This is a genomic window from Streptomyces sp. NPDC005262 (genome assembly GCF_042872425.1).
Taxonomy (GTDB): Bacteria; Actinomycetota; Actinomycetes; order Streptomycetales; family Streptomycetaceae; genus Streptomyces.
Map to the genome: position 1 here is coordinate 294,040 of NZ_JBIAKK010000006.1, position 15,095 is coordinate 309,134.

General features: G+C 70.4%; 14 protein-coding genes. 10 read left to right on the forward strand and 4 right to left on the reverse strand.

Annotated features, from left to right (window positions below; all coding sequences use genetic code 11):
* Nucleotides 1-13: 13 nt before the first annotated feature.
* On the reverse strand, nt 14-757 hold the full coding sequence (locus tag ACFYP5_RS18415; RefSeq protein ID WP_389036776.1) for a hypothetical protein: 744 nt from the start codon (nt 755-757) through the stop codon (nt 14-16).
* 103 nt (nt 758-860) lie between these two features.
* Here ACFYP5_RS18415 and ggt point away from each other — a divergent pair, with 103 nt between their 5' ends.
* Entirely contained in the window at nt 861-2,669 is a 1,809-nt protein-coding gene (ggt, locus tag ACFYP5_RS18420) for a gamma-glutamyltransferase (RefSeq protein ID WP_389036778.1), read from the forward strand.
* Between the two features lie 56 nt (nt 2,670-2,725).
* On the opposite strand, the gene map is transcribed toward ggt, so the two are convergent.
* Complete coding sequence (gene map, locus ACFYP5_RS18425; RefSeq protein WP_389036781.1) at nt 2,726-3,493, reverse strand: type I methionyl aminopeptidase; 768 nt, start codon at nt 3,491-3,493, stop codon at nt 2,726-2,728.
* A 75-nt stretch (nt 3,494-3,568) separates the two neighbouring features.
* On the opposite strand from map, the gene ACFYP5_RS18430 reads away from it, so the two are divergent.
* The 8 genes from ACFYP5_RS18430 to ACFYP5_RS18465 all read left to right on the forward strand — a co-directional run bounded on the left by ACFYP5_RS18430 (nt 3,569) and on the right by ACFYP5_RS18465 (nt 12,809).
* On the forward strand, nt 3,569-3,841 hold the full coding sequence (locus tag ACFYP5_RS18430; protein WP_030916728.1) for a helix-turn-helix domain-containing protein: 273 nt from the start codon (nt 3,569-3,571) through the stop codon (nt 3,839-3,841).
* A gap of 104 nt (nt 3,842-3,945) precedes the next feature.
* Nucleotides 3,946-4,335, forward strand: a complete 390-nt coding sequence (locus ACFYP5_RS18435) for a PPOX class F420-dependent oxidoreductase (protein ID WP_389036784.1) — start codon at nt 3,946-3,948, stop codon at nt 4,333-4,335.
* 145 nt (nt 4,336-4,480) lie between these two features.
* Nucleotides 4,481-5,890, forward strand: a complete 1,410-nt coding sequence (locus ACFYP5_RS18440) for a hypothetical protein (protein WP_389036786.1) — start codon at nt 4,481-4,483, stop codon at nt 5,888-5,890.
* Nucleotides 5,891-6,168: 278 nt separating this feature from the next.
* Nucleotides 6,169-7,011 carry a nitrilase-related carbon-nitrogen hydrolase gene (locus tag ACFYP5_RS18445; RefSeq protein ID WP_389036789.1) on the forward strand — a complete coding sequence of 281 codons (843 nt, stop codon included), beginning with the start codon at nt 6,169-6,171 and terminating at the stop codon, nt 7,009-7,011.
* On the forward strand, nt 7,008-8,291 hold the full coding sequence (locus ACFYP5_RS18450) for an aspartate aminotransferase family protein (protein WP_389036792.1): 1,284 nt from the start codon (nt 7,008-7,010) through the stop codon (nt 8,289-8,291). Before ACFYP5_RS18445 ends, ACFYP5_RS18450 begins: the two co-directional genes overlap by 4 nt.
* A 447-nt stretch (nt 8,292-8,738) precedes the next feature.
* Nucleotides 8,739-10,139 carry a dihydropyrimidinase gene (gene hydA, locus ACFYP5_RS18455; protein ID WP_389036794.1) on the forward strand — a complete coding sequence of 467 codons (1,401 nt, stop codon included), beginning with the start codon at nt 8,739-8,741 and terminating at the stop codon, nt 10,137-10,139.
* 11 nt (nt 10,140-10,150) lie between these two features.
* The gene (locus tag ACFYP5_RS18460) at nt 10,151-11,149 is read left to right on the forward strand and encodes a TIGR03842 family LLM class F420-dependent oxidoreductase (RefSeq protein WP_389036797.1); all 999 of its coding nucleotides are present in this window, start codon (nt 10,151-10,153) and stop codon (nt 11,147-11,149) included.
* 103 nt (nt 11,150-11,252) lie between these two features.
* The gene (locus ACFYP5_RS18465) at nt 11,253-12,809 is read left to right on the forward strand and encodes an NCS1 family nucleobase:cation symporter-1 (protein WP_389036800.1); all 1,557 of its coding nucleotides are present in this window, start codon (nt 11,253-11,255) and stop codon (nt 12,807-12,809) included.
* A gap of 706 nt (nt 12,810-13,515) precedes the next feature.
* Here ACFYP5_RS18465 and ACFYP5_RS18470 read toward each other — a convergent pair.
* Nucleotides 13,516-14,133, reverse strand: a complete 618-nt coding sequence (locus ACFYP5_RS18470) for an FtsX-like permease family protein (protein ID WP_389036802.1) — start codon at nt 14,131-14,133, stop codon at nt 13,516-13,518.
* On the opposite strand from ACFYP5_RS18470, the gene ACFYP5_RS18475 reads away from it, so the two are divergent.
* Nucleotides 14,126-14,275, forward strand: a complete 150-nt coding sequence (locus ACFYP5_RS18475; RefSeq protein WP_389036805.1) for a LuxR C-terminal-related transcriptional regulator — start codon at nt 14,126-14,128, stop codon at nt 14,273-14,275. The genes ACFYP5_RS18470 and ACFYP5_RS18475 overlap by 8 nt on opposite strands.
* A 251-nt stretch (nt 14,276-14,526) precedes the next feature.
* Here the strand turns inward: ACFYP5_RS18475 and ACFYP5_RS18480 are convergent, their stop codons facing one another.
* Nucleotides 14,527-14,952: a phospholipase gene (locus tag ACFYP5_RS18480; RefSeq protein WP_389037079.1), complete on the reverse strand. Its 426-nt coding sequence runs from the start codon at nt 14,950-14,952 to the stop codon at nt 14,527-14,529.
* Between the last annotated feature and the right edge of the window lie 143 nt (nt 14,953-15,095).

The following is a 15,095-nucleotide window of genomic DNA, read 5'->3' on the forward strand; positions in this document are numbered from 1 at the left end:
GCCCGCGGGCGGATCAGCTCGACGCGCGGTGCGAAGTGCGCTGTGCGGGTACGGGTGTCTGTGCGGCCCGCGTCACATCGGCGACCACCTCCACCACATCGGGGCCGTACGCCTGCGAGTTGACCACCTTGAGCAGCAGGCAGAACGTGTTGTTGCCGTGCTTGCGGGACAGTTTCTCGTAGTTGCGGGCCAGATAGCGGGAGGCCGCCTGGTTGGTGATCGCCTGTTGTCCGCAGAACAGGAAGACCGGGCGGGCGTCCTGACCGGCCGTGAGCCTGGCGAGCAGAACGTGCTCGGTGATGCCCTTCTCCGCCCTGTAGCGCTCCGTTCCGATCTGGAAGGCTCCACGGTCCGGGCCCGGGTCCGGCTCGGTGTTCACCTTCACGCCGGGCAGCAGGGAATGCAGATGGGCGGCCATCCGGCGGTTGGAGACCGGGCCGCCCACGCAGAACTCGGTGCGCTCGCCGAAGCCCTGCTGGGCGGTGTCGTGGGACACGATCTGGGCGTGTGCCGAACAGTCCTTGATCAGCGCCGAGAGTTCGAGCAGGGCGAAGACGTCGTGGCGGTGCACGGCGCCGTCCCCGCCCGCGTCGCGGTTGACGACGAGCAGGCACTCGGAGTTTCCGGGCAGCCCGAAGAACGCCTGCTTGCGACGGAGCTTGCGGCGCCAGAGATAGGTGCGAGCCGCCCAGCCGAGGGCGGCGCTGATGCCGGCGGCTATCACGCCCAGCACGATGTTGCGTACGTCGTCAGTCATGGGCGGGCATGTTAGCGGTCATCCGGACCATGTTCACGGGGGCCCTGACGGGACAGGTGAGGCGGCGTTACCCTGCGCGGACGATCCTTCACTGGAGGTGCGCATGCGACGTTCAGTCGCACGGAATGTGTCGTTCTTAAGTGTGCTCGCCGCTGTTGTCACGGTCGGCGCGGCCGCACCGTCCTCTTCGTCGCCATCGGCCGTCCCACCGCCCAAGTCCCCCGTCGCGGTCGGATACGGCGGCGCGGTCGCCAGCGTCGACGCGGACGCGACGGCCGCCGGGATCGAGGTGCTCCAGGAGGGCGGCAACGCCGTCGACGCCGCCGTGGCGACCGCGGCCGCGCTCGGCGTGACCGAGCCGTACTCGGCGGGCATCGGCGGTGGCGGCTACTTCGTCTACTACAACGCCAAGAAGCACACCGTGGAGACCATCGACGGCCGGGAGACCGCCCCGCGCAGCGCGGACTCCTCGCTCTTCCTGGAGGACGGGAAGCCCCTCGCCTTCGCGGACGCCGTCACCAGCGGTCTGAGCGTGGGCACGCCCGGCACCCCGGCCACCTGGGGCACCGCCCTCGACGCGTGGGGCAGCAGGTCGCTGGGCCGGCTGCTGAGGCCGGCCGAACGCCTCGCCCGGGACGGCTTCGTCGTCGACTCCACGTTCCGTTCGCAGACGGAGGGGAACCAGGCCAGGTTCGCCGACTTCCCGGCCACCGCGAAGCTCTTCCTGCCGGGCGGGCAGCCGCCGGTGGTCGGCTCCGTCTTCAAGAACCCGGATCTTGCCCGTACGTACGAGAAGGTCGGCCGCGAGGGCATCGACGAGCTGTACCGGGGCGACCTGGCGGACGACGTCGTACGTACCGTGCGCAACCCGCCCGTCGCCCCGGAGGCGACCCGGGTGGTGCGTCCCGGCGACCTCACAGCGAGGGACCTGCGGTCCTACCGGGCAGTGCGGCAGGCGCCGACGAAGGTCGGCTACCGCGGCCTCGACGTGTACGGCATGGCGCCGTCCTCGTCCGGCGGTACGAGTGTGGGTGAGGCCCTCAACATCCTTGAGTCCACGGACCTTTCGCGGGCGACCGAGGCGCAGTATCTGCACCGCTACATCGAGGCGAGCCGGATCGCTTTCGCCGACCGCGGGCGGTGGGTCGGCGACCCGGCGTTCGAGGACGTACCGACACGCGGCCTGCTCAGTCAACGGTATGCCGACTCGCGGGAGTGCCTCATCAAGGACGACGCGGTGCTGACCAGTCCGCTCGCCCCCGGCGACCCGCGCCACCCGGCCGCCTGCGCGAACCGTGGAACAGCTGCCCCGACGACGTACGAAGGGGAGAACACCACGCATCTGACGGCCGCGGACAAGTGGGGCAACGTCGTCGCGTACACCCTGACCATCGAGCAGACCGGCGGCAGTGCCCTCACCGTGCCGGGGCGCGGCTATCTGCTCAACAACGAGCTGACGGACTTCTCGTTCGCCCCCGCCGACCCGGCGGTGCACGACCCGAATCTGCCGGGTCCGGGCAAGCGGCCCCGGTCGTCGATCTCGCCGACGATCGTGCTGAAGCACGGGCAGCCGATGCTGGCCCTGGGATCACCGGGCGGTGCCACGATCATCACCACCGTGCTCCAGTCGCTCATCGGTACGGTCGACCGGGGCCTTCCGCTGGTCGACGCGATCGCGGCGCCACGCGCCAGCCAGCGCAACTCGCCGACGACGGAGCTCGAACCGGGGCTGTGGGACAGTCCGCTGCGGAGCCGGCTGGAGTCCCTGGGCCATGCCTTCAAGCTCAACCCCGAGATCGGGGCGGCCACAGGTGTGCAGCGGCTGCCGGACGGGCGGTGGCTCGCCGCGGCGGAGAAGGTCCGGCGCGGCGGTGGTTCGGCGATGGTGGTGAAGCCGGCCGGGAAGCCATGACGGTACGTCAATAGCCGGGTCTCCGGGGCCGGTTCATGGTGCGTCGTCCGGTGGTGTCAGAGTGCGGTGAGGATGCGGGGTCCCGCGTCCGTGATCGCCACCGTGTGCTCGGCGTGCGCAGCCCGGCTGCCGTCGGACGTGCGCAGCGTCCAGCCGTCCCCGTCGGGATGGAACGCGTCCCGGCCGCTGCCGATCAGCATCGGCTCGATCGCCAGCACCATCCCGTGCCGCAGCGGCATGCCGCGACCCGGCCGTCCCTCGTTGGGGACGGCCGGGTCCTCGTGCATGGACCGGCCGACACCATGGCCGCCGAAGCCTTCCGGGATGCCGTATCCGGCCTTCCGGCAGACCGTGCCGATCGCATGCGCGATGTCCCCGATCCGGTTGCCGACTACTGCCGCCGCGATCCCCGCCTCCAGCGCCTGGAAGGCCGTGTCGACCAGTCGGGTGTCGGCGGGCCGGGCACGGCCGACGGTGAAGCTGATCGCCGAGTCGCCGACCCAGCCGCCGACTGTCGCGCCCGCGTCGATGCTCACCAGATCGCCGTCGCGCAGCCGCTGTTCGGACGGGATGCCGTGCACGATCGCGTCGTTCACGGACGCGCAGATCACGGCGGGGAACGGGGTGGGAGCGAAATGGGGCCTGTAGTTCAGGAACGGCGAACCGGCGCCCGCTGCGCGCAGCACTTCGCGCGCCACCTCGTCGAGCTCGCGCAGCGACACACCGACCGCCGCCGCCTCCCGTACGGCCGCCAGCAACTGGGCCACGACGCGGCCCGCCTCGCGCATGGCCTCCATGGATGTATCCGTCTTGAGCTCAACCATGCCAATTACTATACCGGTGGAAGCGGTATGAGAATAACGGCGGTATGAGAATAACGGCAGTATTAGACTGTCGGCATGGTACGAACGCCTCTGACCCCGGAAGAACGCCTGCGCGGCGAGCGGCTCGGCCGACTGCTCCGCGAGGCGCGAGGCGCCCGCAGCATGGTCGAGATCGCAGCGAGCGCCGGCATCTCCGCCGAGACGCTGCGCAAGATCGAGACGGGGCGCGCCCCGACCCCTGCGTTCTTCACCGTCGCGGCACTGGCCGGGGCGCTCGGCCTCTCCATGGACGAGCTGTTGATCCGCTGCGCCCCGGAACCGGACGTGGCCGTCCCCCTGGCCGGCTGACCGCGGTACGGCAGCGAGGCCGTCCGCCCGCCGCCCGCGCCGTCGAACGAGTCGGTACCCACGGGGAGGTGCGTACCCGGTGCCGGGCGCGTAGGGTCACCGCCGTGACTTCCCGGACTCTGCAGGACTTCGCCCGCAGCGAGTACGTCAGCCTGACCACGTACCGGAAGGACGGCAGCACCGTTGCCACGCCCGTGTGGGCGGCGGCCGACGGCGAGGAGCTGTTCATCTGGACCCGCGCCGACTCGTGGAAGGTGAAACGGCTGCGCAACGACAGCCGGGTCGTCGTCACCGTCTGCGACGTGCGCGGCCGGATCGCGGAGGGCGCGCCGAGTGCCGAGGGAACGGCGCGGCTGCTCGACGAGTCGGGGACCCGTGCGGTGCGCCGGTTGCTCGCCCGCAAGTACACCTGGAAGTTCCGGCTGGTCGACTGGCCGGCGACCGTTGTCAGGCTCGGCAAGCGCCCGCACACCGGGATCGCCGTCACCTTCTGACCCGGCCTGCCGCGGGGGGCGTGCGGGGCGCGGCGTTGCGCCTGCCGCACCCTCGCCGAAAAGTGCGCGTAGCCGTCCCGTAACACGCCTGCGGTCGAATGCCTGCGGACTGGAGTGCTCCAGTCGACGGTGGGTGAGGGCGACGATGACGGTGCATCAACTTGCTGGTGAAGTAGCCGAGTTCGCGCAGTACCTGCGCAACCTCACGGCCCTGCTCGACCCGGGGCGCGGGTGGTACGGGGTGTTCTGCCGACGCGATCCCGCCGGCATGCGGGCCTGCCTCGACGGTGCGGAGATTCCGCCGTGGGACGTGGTGGAGTCGCTGCTGCAGGACCTGGCCGACGAGCGTGGCGCCACGTTCGCGGCGCGTGAGTCGGTACGCGCCGCCGCGCTGTACTCCGCATCGGCCGCCGCCCACGACCGGCGGCCGGGCGGGCGGCAGGCACTCGTCGAGCGGTTGGAGCTGATGCTCCGCGAGCAGGCGTACGCCGCCCAGCGGGTGCGCGCGGCCGGGGTGGACAACGGTGCACAACCGCCGGACCCGGACACGCTGGCATGGGCCGAGGACGACCACGCGCGCGCCTCGGCCCGCTGCACGGAACTGCGCAAGCGGCTGTCGTCCGTGACCGCGCCCCAAGGGTGGTTCCGGGCGGAGGAGGAGTCCCGTGCCGACCTCGCAAGGCCACGGATGCCCGGCCCCCGCACCGCACCCGGCCCCGCAGCCGGAAGCGAGCCGGCCCCTGCCGACCGGAAGCCCGCTGCCGCCGCACCCTCGTCCTCCGCCCCCGGGCGGCCCCAACCGCCTTCCCCCAAGCGCAAGAAGCCGCGCGGCGCCCGCTTCGCCGGACTCGAGGTGGACGACGACACCGGCGCCCCCTTCGCCGTCCCTGTGCTCCCCGTCCCGCCGACGAACGCCGCCGTCCCGCGCGGCGCCCGCTTCGGCGGCGCCCCCACCGCGGCGGAGACCGACGCCCGGGGGCGTGGGGCGGCCCGGTCCGCCGCGGACCCCGTCGCGCAACGCGCTGCCACCGAGGCCGTGGACCTGCTCGTCCGGCTCCGTACGCAGGGCCGCAGCGGCGAGGCTCACGGGGTGCTGTGCGAGGCAGCCGGCTGGCCTGCCGACCGGCTGCCCCTGCTCGCCGTGGAACTGCACCGGTCGGGTCTGGCGGCCGACTGGGCGACGCTGCTGTGGGAGGTGTCCTCGCTGCCGCCGGTCGAGCTGGCCGCCGCGGCCGGTGCACTGGCCGCGGCGGGCCGCACCGACGACTGCGGACAGCTGCTGCGCCAAGGGGTGGCGCGGCCCGCGGCGGAGATCGCCGACGCGGTGCTGGCAATGGACCGGGCTGGTCTCGAACCGGAGGCACAGGCGCTGATGGGCGCCTTCGTCCGCGTCCGCACCCCGGAGGATGCGGCACTGATCGCGGCGGGAGATCCGCGCCGACTCGTTCCGCAACTCCTGTCCGCGGCCCGTGCGGTGTCACCTGAGCGGGAGTGGGACGTGGTGCACGCCCTGCGCGTCGCGGGCATCGCGGACACCCCTGGGAGCATCCGGTGAGGGCGCAGTCCGAACGAGGTCGTGTCACGAGGTCGTGTCACGGGGTCCGGACGCGGGGTGACGGCGCGGTGCTACCTGTGAGGCCTGAGAACGCACCCGGGGTGCGAGGTGAGCGGGAGTGTGGACCGCACGGGTATGAAACATGATCGACTCAGCCGGTTCACGGCGATGGTCTTGCCCCACCGTGTGGCGGGGCTTACGTTCTCCTCCTATGCACCGAGTCTACGTGCGTAGAAAACGCGTAGAGGCTCTCTGACGCCGCGTCGAAGGAGCAGCTCATGTCCCACGTCGTACGCGCCGCACTCGTCCAGGCGACCTGGACCGGCGACACCGAATCCATGATCGCCAAGCATGAGGAGCATGCTCGCGAGGCCGCCCGGCAGGGTGCGAAGATCATCGGCTTCCAGGAGGTGTTCAACGCCCCCTACTTCTGCCAGGTGCAGGAGCCCGAGCACTACCGCTGGGCCGAGGCCGTCCCGGACGGGCCGACCGTCCGGCGGATGCAGGAGCTCGCCCGTGAGACGGGCATGGTGATCGTGGTGCCGGTGTTCGAGATCGAGCAGTCCGGCTTCTATTTCAACACCGCCGCCGTGATCGACGCCGACGGCTCGTATCTCGGCAAGTACCGCAAGCACCACATTCCGCAGGTCAAGGGATTCTGGGAGAAGTACTACTTCAAGCCCGGCAACGTCGGCTGGCCGGTCTTCGACACCGCCGTCGGCAAGGTCGGCGTCTATATCTGCTACGACCGGCACTTCCCTGAAGGGTGGCGCCAACTCGGTCTCAACGGAGCCCAGTTGGTTTACAACCCGTCAGCGACCTCGCGGGGCCTGTCCAGCTACCTCTGGCAGCTGGAACAGCCTGCCTCCGCCGTCGCCAACGAATACTTCATCGCCGCGATCAACCGCGTCGGTCAGGAGGAGTACGGCGACAACGACTTCTACGGCACCAGCTACTTCGTCGACCCGCGCGGCCAGTTCGTCGGGGAGGTCGCCAGCGACAAGGAGGAGGAACTCCTCGTCCGTGACCTCGACTTCGGTCTCATCGAGGAGGTGCGCCGGCAGTGGGCGTTCTACCGGGACCGCCGCCCCGACGCGTACGAAGGACTGGTGGAGCCGTGAGCAGTCTCCACCACCGCCATCTCGCCGTCAGCCCCGACTGGCTCGCGCTCTACTACCGGCACCCCCTGGAGCTCACCCACGGCGAGGGCCGCCATGTCTGGGACGCCGACGGCAACCGCTACCTCGACTTCTTCGGCGGCATCCTCACCACGATGACCGCACACGCCCTGCCCGAAGTGACCAAGGCGGTCAGCGAGCAGGCCGGGCGGCTGATCCACTCCTCGACGCTCTACCTCAACCGGCCGATGGTCGAACTCGCCGAGCGCATCGCCACGCTCTCCGGCATCCCGGACGCTCGGGTCTTCTTCACCACCTCCGGCACCGAGGCCAACGACACCGCGCTGCTGCTCGCCACCACGTACCGCAGCTCGAACCAGATCCTCGCGATGCGCAACAGCTACCACGGCAGGTCGTTCTCGGCCGTTTCCATCACCGGCAACAAGGCCTGGTCGCCCACGAGTCTGTCCCCGCTGCAGACGCTGTACGTCCACGGTGGCGTCCGCACCCGGGGGCCGTACGCGGAACTCAGCGACGCACAGTTCATCAAGGCGTGCGTGGCCGATCTGGAGGATCTGCTCGGGCACACCCGCGGCGCCGCCGCGCTGATCGCCGAACCCATCCAGGGCGTCGGTGGATTCACCTCCCCGCCCGACGGCCTGTTCGCGGCGTTCCGTGAAGTGCTCAGCCGGCACGGCATCCTGTGGATCTCCGACGAGGTGCAGACCGGCTGGGGCCGTACCGGCGAACACTTCTGGGGCTGGCAGGCGCATGACCGGAACGGCCCGCCGGACATGCTCACCTTCGCCAAGGGCATCGGCAACGGCATGTCGATCGGCGGTGTCGTGGCCCGTGCCGAGGTCATGAACTGCCTGGACGCCAACTCCATTTCGACGTTCGGCGGCTCTCCGGTCACCATGGCGGCCGGCCTGGCCAACCTCTCGTACCTCCTGGAACACGACCTTCAGCGCAACGCGCGACGGGTCGGCGGACTGCTCATCGAGCGGCTGCGGGCGATCGGCGCCGGAGTGGAGTGCGTACGCGAAGTGCGCGGCCGGGGTCTGATGATCGGCATCGAGCTGGTGAAGCCCGGCACCGACGAGGCGAACCCGGAGGCGGCGACCGCCGTACTCGAAGCGGCCCGCGAGGGCGGGCTGCTCATCGGCAAGGGCGGCGGGCACAACACCAGCGTGCTGCGGATCGCCCCGCCCCTGTCGCTGTCCATCGCCGAGGCGGAGGAGGGCGCGAGGATCCTCGCCGACGCACTGCACGCGGTGGGGTGAGGTGCCGCCCCGAGCCAACGGGTGGGTGCCCGGCCCCGATCCGCCGGACGGCCCCGAAGGGGGACGCCCGAATCCGGCGTCCTCCGGGGCCGCACGCCGCGGCCGAGGCGATGGATCCGTTTCGGAGCACGGGGCGAGGCCGGGACGCCGTCCTCCTCCGGTCGTGCTGCCCCGGCGCGCCTCGCACCGCGGGGTGCGGCGGATTCGTTCGCCCGGACCCGGACCGTCGCGCCGGACGGCTCCCCTGCTGCCATGTCGACGCCCCGATGCATACGACGAGACGCGGCGTCGGCTTTGGGCCGACGGTGTACGCCATGCCCGGAAACAGAAACGTCTTCATCGGTTGGCCGCAGTGGTATTGCCACAGTGGGTAACCCACTTCTACGTTCTTCACCACGCACTTTGTCTACGTGCGTAGACCCATTCCGCCACAGTGAGGAGGGGTACATGAGCCGCACCGTCATCCACGGCGGCCTCGTCGTCACCGCGTCCGACGAACTCCATGCAGACGTACTCATCGAGGGCGGCCGCATCGCCGCAATCGCCGCGCACGGCACCGACGCGGCCGAGAGCTGGACCGCCGACCGGACCATCGACGCCACCGGCAAGTACGTCATCCCCGGCGGTGTCGACGCGCATACGCACATGGAGATGCCGTTCGGCGGCACCTACGCGGCCGACACCTTCGAGACGGGGACGAGGGCGGCCGCCTGGGGCGGCACCACCACGATCATTGACTTCGCCATCCAGTCCGTGGGGCGCGCGGTCCGTGAGGGGCTCGACGCCTGGTACGCGAAGGCCGACGGCAAGTGCGCCGTCGACTACGCCTTCCACATGATCCTCTCCGATGTGAACGAGTCCTCTCTGAAGGAGATGGACCTGCTGGTCTCGGAGGGCGTCACCTCCTTCAAGCTGTTCATGGCCTACCCCGGTGTCTTCTACAGCGACGACGGCCAGATCCTGCGGGCCATGCAACGGGCGGCCGGCAACGGCGGGCTGATCATGATGCATGCCGAGAACGGCATCGCGATCGACGTCCTCGTCGAGCAGGCGCTGGCCGCGGGCCGCACCGACCCGCGCCACCACGGCGACGTCCGCAAGGTGGCGCTGGAGGCGGAGGCCACGCACCGCGCCATCCAGCTCGCCCGCGTCGCGGGATCCCCGCTGTACGTCGTGCATGTCTCCGCCGACGAGGCCGTCGCCGAACTGGCGGCCGCCCGCCACAAGGGACTTCCGGTCTTCGGCGAGACGTGTCCGCAGTACCTCTTCCTCTCCACCGACAACCTCGCCGAGCCGGACTTCGAAGGCGCCAAGTACGTCTGCTCCACCCCGCTGCGGCCCAAGGAGCACCAGGAGGCGCTCTGGCGGGGTCTGCGGAACAACGAACTCCAGGTCGTCTCCACCGACCACTGCCCGTTCTGCTTCTCCGGCCAGAAGGAGATGGGCCGCGGCGACTTCTCGAAGATCCCGAACGGGATGCCCGGTGTGGAGAACCGGATGGACCTGTTGCACCAGGCGGTCGTGGAGGGCCGCATCTCCCGCCGCCGCTGGATCGAGATCGCCTGCGCCTCCCCGGCCCGGATGTTCGGTCTCTACCCGAAGAAGGGCACCATCGCCCCGGGCGCCGACGCCGACGTCGTCATCTACGACCCGCACGCCGAGCAGACCATCTCCGCCGAGACCCATCACATGAACGTCGACTACTCGGCGTACGAGGGGAAGCGGCTCACCGGGCAGGTCGACACCGTCCTCTCGCGCGGCGAAGTCGTCATCGACCAGCGGAAGTTCACCGGTCGCGCCGGCCACGGCATGTACACCCCTCGCGCCACCAGCCAGTATCTGCACTAGGAGCACCTGTCATGGACTTCGGACTCGTCCTCCAGACCGACCCGCCCGCCTCCGCCGTCGTCGGCCTGATGCGCCGCGCCGAGCGCAACGGGTTCCGCTACGGGTGGACCTTCGACTCGGCGGTGCTCTGGCAGGAACCGTTCGTCATCTACAGCCGCATCCTCGAGCACACCGAACGCCTCGTCGTCGGGCCCATGGTCACCAACCCGGGCACCCGCACCTGGGAGGTGACCGCCTCCACCTTCGCCACCCTCAACGACATGTACGGCAACCGCACGGTCTGCGGCATCGGCCGGGGCGACTCGGCGATGCGGGTCGCGGGACGCAAGCCCAACACCCTGGCCCGCCTCGGCGAGGCCATCGACGCCATCCGCGACCTCGCCGAGGGCCGGGAGGCGACCGTCGACGGGCAGAGCGTCCAGATCCCGTGGATCAAGGACAGCAAACTGCCCGTCTGGATGGCCGCGTACGGTCCAAAGGCGCTCGCCCTCGCCGGGCAGAAGGCCGACGGATTCATCCTCCAGCTCGCCGACCCGTACCTCACCGAGTGGATGATCAAGGCGGTACGGGACGCGGCGGCGGAGGCGGGCCGCGACCCGGAAGCCGTGACCATCTGCGTCGCCGCCCCCGCCTATGTCGGCAACGACCTCGACCATGCCCGGGAGCAGTGCCGCTGGTTCGGCGGGATGGTCGGCAATCATGTCGCGGACCTGGTGTCCCGGTACGGCGAACACTCCGGACTGGTCCCGGATGCCCTCACCGAGTACATCGCCGGGCGGTCCGGTTACGACTACAGCCACCACGGCCGCGCCGGCAACCCGGACACCGTCTTCGTGCCGGACGAGATCGTCGACCGGTTCTGCCTGCTGGGGCCCGCCGAGGCGCACATCGAGAAGCTTCAGGCACTGCGCGACCTGGGCGTGGACCAGTTCGCGGTCTACAACATGCACGACGCGCGCGAAGCGACGATCGACGCGTACGGCTCCGAGATCATCCCCGCACTGTCCTGACCCGGCTCTCCGTATCCCCCGCGCCGCCACACCCTGGCGCCCCCACAGCCCCGCTCCCCACAGCCCCGCACGGCACCGCTCCCGAGCGAAGGGTCCAGCCGCCATGGCATCGACAGCCCCACCCACCCCGCCGACTCCGCCACCCCCATCGCAGGACCTGATAGCCGGCCTGTCAGGACGCGTGGAACTCGCACCCGGCGCCGTCCCCGCCGACAACCGCTTCATCAACGACGACCTGCTGCCCGTTCCCCTGGCACGGCGCAACTGGACGACGTACAACTTCGCCGCGCTCTGGGTCGGGATGGCCCACAACATCCCGTCCTGGCTGCTCGCCTCCGGCCTCGTCGCCCTCGGCATGGACTGGAAGCAGGCCGTCTTCACCATCGCGCTGGCCAACCTGATCGTGCTCGGACCGATGCTGCTCACCGGCCACGCCGGACCCAAGTACGGCATCCCGTTCCCCGTGCTGGCCCGCGCCTCCTTCGGCCTGCGTGGCGCCAATCTGCCCGCGCTGATCCGGGCCGCGGTGGCCTGCGCCTGGTTCGGCATCCAGACCTGGATCGGCGGCGTCGGCATCTTCACCCTGCTCGGGAAGATCTTCGGCGGCTGGGCGAGTGCCTCCGAGATGGGCGGTCAGCCCTGGACGCTCTGGCTCTGCTTCGGCCTCTTCTGGGTGATCGAACTCGCCATCATCTACCGGGGGATGGACACCCTGCGCCGGTTCGAGAACTGGGCGGCGCCGTTCGTCATCGTCGGCGCCGTGGTGCTGCTGATCTGGGTCGCCGTCAAGGCCGGTGGCTTCGGCCCGCTGCTCGACCAGCCGTCGAAGCTCGGCTGGGGTGCGGACTTCTGGCCGGTCTTCTTCCCGTCCCTGATGGGCATGATCGCCTTCTGGGCCACCCTCTCGCTCAACATTCCCGACTTCACCCGCTTCGGCGCCGGCCAACGCGCCCAGGTCTGGGGCCAGTCGCTGGGCCTGCCGACCACGATGACCCTCTTCGCGCTCCTCTCGGTCCTCGTCACCTCCGGCTCGCAGGCCGTGTACGGCGAGGCGATCTGGGACCCGGTCCAGCTCGTCGCCAGGACCGACAACGTCTTCGGTCTGCTCTACGCGCTCGTGACGGTGCTGATCGCGACGATCTCCGTCAACATCGCGGCGAACGTGGTCTCACCCGCGTACGACCTGGCCAACCTCGCCCCCAAGCTCATCAACTTCCGTACGGGCGCGCTGATCACCGGGGTCGTCGGTGTCCTGATCATGCCGTGGAAGCTCACCGAGACCCCCGAGCTGTACATCTTCACCTGGCTCGGCCTGGTCGGGGGTCTGCTCGGTACGGTCGCGGGCATCCTGATCGCCGACTACTGGATCGTCCGCCGCACCGTCCTCGACCTCGCCGACCTCTACCGCCCCGGCGGCCGCTACTGGTACACGCAGGGCTGGAACTGGCGCGCCGTCGTGGCCTTCGCCATCGGCGGCATCCTCGCGATCGGCGGCTCCTACTCCACTGTCGACGCCAACGGCACCGCACAGGGCCCCTTCCCCACCGACGGCCTCATTCCCGTCCTCAAACCCCTCGCCGACTACGGCTGGGCCATCGGCCTCGCCTCCTCCCTCCTCCTCTACACCCTCCTCAACCTCGGCGAACGCACCAGACGCTGAGAGCCCGAAGCCCCGCCCCGCCTCGCGGCGCCGCGAGGCGGGGGCGTGCACGCCATCCGCAGGGCGAGGAGCCGGGGTGATCTCCTGCGGCAGGGGAGAGCCGGTCTTGCTGCAGTGACACCGGGGTCGGAGGAGGAAGGCGTGCAGCAAACGTCACTCGAGGATCTTGTCGCGCACCAGCTGCGCGATCGGCACGTGTGCCTTGGTCGTCACCTGCACGGCGTGGCAACTCGGCGTCGGCCCGCAGCCCGCTGGGCCAGGTCCGGTACGCGTGCGCGGGGCCCCCAGCGTGCGGGGCGCACACCAGCCTGCACCGGGGCCGGGCCACCCGGTTGAACGGCCTGAGCCACCGTGACTGCGTACGCAGTTCCGGAACGGTCACTGTCATCGCCTCCCATCGCGCTTGCGCCGGCCAGCACAGTCAGTGGCGCTATCCGCGCTCCATAAGTGGCGGGGCGTGGAGGCGGTGTGTCCGGTTTCCGAGGGGGCTGTCCGGGGCGGATCCGGGCTCGGACCGGGGGCGGGGCACGGAGCGGGGTGGGTGCCTTGCGGTCTGGTTGTCCGCGGGGACACGCGAGGGCGGCCCCGGGGGGTGTTGTCCCCGGGGCCGCCCTCGTGTGTCCCTCACCCGCTGTCAGCGGTTGTCCCCTGCGCTTCCCAAGCGGTCTCCCTCATGTCGTTCCCGAACGGTCCGGTCGTGTGGTTCCTAGGCGGTCTGCTTGCGGAGGGTCCTGGAGGTGACCAGCACCCCGGCGGCGACGGCGGCCAGAAGAGTGCCGAGGATCGCGGTGACGATCGCGGGGGTGCTCAGGTGCAGGCCCACATCGGCGGAGGTGGCCTGGGACAGGCCCGAGGCCATTCCGGCCAGCGGGGGCAGTGTGACCAGAACACCCAGGCCGGCGCCGATGACGACCAGGAGTGCGGTCTCGCCCGCGGCCAGGCGCAGGAGCTGGCGGACGGTGCCGCCGGCGGACTTCATCACCGCGTAGTCGCGGCGGCGGCCGTGGGCGGCCATCGCCATGCTGTTGGCGACCGCGATCACGCTGTAGCCGACCGAGATCACGATGAGCATGGTGGCCAGGCTGTCGGTGAGCTTGGCGTCGGTGTTGTAGTCGTCCAGGGCGTACTGCAGGGCGTCGTGGGTGGCGGTGCCGGGCACGGTGGCGGTGGCCTTGGTGCCGGCCGGGACGAAGATGTCGTCGGTCAGGGCGGCCGGGTCGTGGGCGCGGACCAGGTCGCGGGCGATGACGAAGTCGCCGCGGGCCGGGTCGTCGGGCAGCACCGCGCTGACCTTCAGGGTGACGGTGGCGCCGTCGTTGAACAACGCCAGCCTCGCGGCGGAGCTGTTCATCAGCGAGGCCGCCGTGAACAAGCACGTCGGAAACATCTTCACCAAGCTCGACCTGCCCGTCGGCGCAGAAGGGAACCGGCGCGTGCTGGCCGCCCTCGCCTACCTCCGGGCGTGACATGGCCCCCTGTTCCTTCCCCGGGCAGGAGGGGCAGGGGGCCGTGGTCGAGGGGCAGGGCGGTCAGTCGGAATGGCGACCAGGATGCGGCGGGTGCCCTCGAAGGGGCGGCGGCCGTGGCCCCGGCGCGGCTCGCTCGTACGGCAGAGGAGCCGGCCACTGTGCCTCGGGGGTGGCGCAGTGGCCGGCCGGAGGGCGGGGAGTCACCGAGTGATTCCCCGGCCTGGTCTTGACGCGGGACAATTCCCCGTTCAGGCAACAGCGTTACTGTCGACCACCGCGGACTTACCCAGCAGGGAGACCGCCTGGTAGCAGGTCCACGCCGTGGCGTTGCACGACGTCGCGGAAACCCCGGAGTAACCGGCACAGACGCGCTTGAGATCGGTGTAGAAGGCGTTGTCCAGCCGGTCCTTGTTCGCGGGGAACGTGCCCGCCGCCCTGTAGTTGCGGTAACCGAAGTCATGGCGCGCGCAGGCGTTCTTGAAAGGGAAGCCCAGCGGGTTGTCCGGCGACGTCGTGCAGTAATCGGTGGACCAGTCGAACCCGTATGCGCTCCACGCGCCCTGGTCCTGCCGGCCTGCGTTCCAGGCGCCGTAGCTCGCGGCGCTGGCCTGCGTCCAGCAGTGGCTGGGCAGAACACCCCGGCTTCGACCTTGGTGACTGCCGGGCTCGCGCACCCCGACGGTCCACTGTTCGGCACCAAGCTCGATCGTGATGCTGCTCGCCAGTACCCGAGGTTGTCGGAGTACTGGGAGGTATCCGACTTCATCCTGGAGCACGACCCGCTAGTACGCGCCCACGTCTACGGGCGCTGACGCGC